Below are 1,931 nucleotides of genomic sequence, written 5' to 3'. Positions count from 1 at the left end.
TCCGGTCCTGCTCAAGCGGCTGGAAGGCGGCGCGATCCTGCACGCCAACTCGATCACCGGCATGACCGGCGCGCTGGTGGAAGGGCTGGGCTGCACCATCGCGACAAAGCTGTTCGCGCGGGAGGAGCTGGCGGCGGGCCGCCTGATCGCACGCAAGGTGATCGAGCCGAAGCTGACCCGCACGCTCTATCTCTGCCGCCTGCGCAACCGCCCGATGACCTATGCCATGGAGGAGATGCGCCGCCTGATGCTGGCGCTGATCGCCGAGCAGGTGCGCGAAGGCAACTGGCAAGCGGAGCTGCTGAGCTGAGGCACGGCCAATTCCTCCGGCGTCATGGCCGGGCTTGTCCCGGCCATCCACGCTTTGCCACACCGCACCAAGAACGTGGATGCCCGGGACAAGCCCGGGCATGACGACCTCTCGAACTGGCGATCTGCGGTTGCTCTAACGCAAGCCCAGGGAGAGGCGAACGAACCACGAGTTCGAACTTATCGAACGCTTCCATCGATATGTTCGTCTGGATTTCTGGCTCGCAGCGGCCAACATGGCCGCGATCCGGCAGAGCTTCAGCAAGAAAGCCGCCGGGAACCAGAGCCGCACGCAGCCGCGCGCTCTTCCGGGGAGGATTTCATGAGCGTTGTCGGCATCGACACTGGCTTTGAGCTCGGCACCACGTCCGCGGGGCCCGACGAGATCTCGCGGCGGCTGGAGGCAATGCCGGCAACGCGTTACGTCTGGAAGCTCGTCATCCTGCTTTCGCTCGGCGGCTGTTTCGAGATCTATGACCTGTTCCTGACCGGCTATATCGCGCCGGGCCTGAGCCGCAGCGGGCTCCTGACCACGACGACGCAGGGCTTTTTTGGTTTCTCAGGCATCGGGGCCTTCGTCGCCGCGACGTTTGCCGGGCTGTTCGTCGGCACCTTCTTCCTCGGGTTTCTGGCCGACCGCTTCGGGCGGCGCGCCATCTTCACCTATGCGCTGCTCGGCTACACCGCGGCGTCCGTGATCATGGCCTGCCAGACCTCCTCCGAAGGCCTGCTGTTCTGGCGCTTCCTCGCCGGCATCGGCATCGGCGTCGAGGTCATCACCATCGACGCCTATATCACCGAGCTGGTGCCGAGCCGGATACGCGGCCGCGCCTTTGCGGTGAACCAGTCGATCATGTTCGTCGCCGTGCCCGTCGTCGCCTTTCTCGCCTGGTGGCTGGTGCCGCTCGCGCCCTACGGCATCGACGGCTGGCGCTGGGTGGTGCTGATTGGTGCTGGCGCCAGCATGATCATCTGGGTGCTGCGGCTGTTCCTGCCTGAGAGCCCGCTCTGGCTGGCGCGGCATGGCCGCACCGAGGAGGCGTTTCGCATCCTGGCAACGCTGGAAGGTGCAGGCCAACGTCCGCCGGCAGGACTCGCGCCTGCGCTCGCGCGACCGGCGATGCCCCCTGCAGCACGCGTCGGCTTCGCCGATCTGTTCCGGCCGCCCTACCTGTCGCTCGTCATCCTCTTCATGGTGTTCAACCTCTGCCAGGCATTCGGCTTCTACGGCTTCGCCAATTGGGTGCCGACGCTGCTGGTCGAGAAGGGCATCAATGTCACCAAGAGCCTACAATATGCCTTCATCGTCGCCTTCGCCTATCCGATCGCGCCGCTGCTGGCCTCGAGCTTTGCCGACAAATTCGAGCGCCGCTGGATCATCACCGGTGCGTGCGTGGCCATCATCGCCTTCGGCATGGCGTTCGCGCAATTGACCGAGCCTGCGCTGCTGATCGTCTGCGGCGTGCTGCTGACGGCCTGCAACACCACGATGTCCTACGCCTATCACGCCTATCAGACCGAAGTGTTTCCGACGCAGATCCGGGCACGGGCCTCCGGCCTCGTCTATTCGATGAGCCGGCTCAGCGCGACATTCTCGGGCTTCATCGTCGCCTATATGCTGA

The 1,931-nt window shown here is 65.0% G+C and carries 2 protein-coding genes; both read left to right on the top strand.

What is annotated here, in order from left to right:
* Nucleotides 1–310 (top strand): LysR substrate-binding domain-containing protein (locus ACXJL8_RS39845; RefSeq protein WP_456686903.1); only part of this gene is annotated, 310 nt, incomplete at its 5' end.
* Nucleotides 311–631: 321 nt separating this feature from the next.
* Nucleotides 632–1,931, top strand: a 1,300-nt coding sequence (locus ACXJL8_RS39840) for an MFS transporter (RefSeq protein ID WP_456686902.1), incomplete at its 3' end; no start/stop codon positions are given.

This window comes from Bradyrhizobium sp. P5_C11_2, assembly GCF_054049755.1.
The sequence above is the reverse complement of the archived record's forward strand: the minus strand, read 5'-3'. Positions and strand labels throughout refer to the sequence as shown.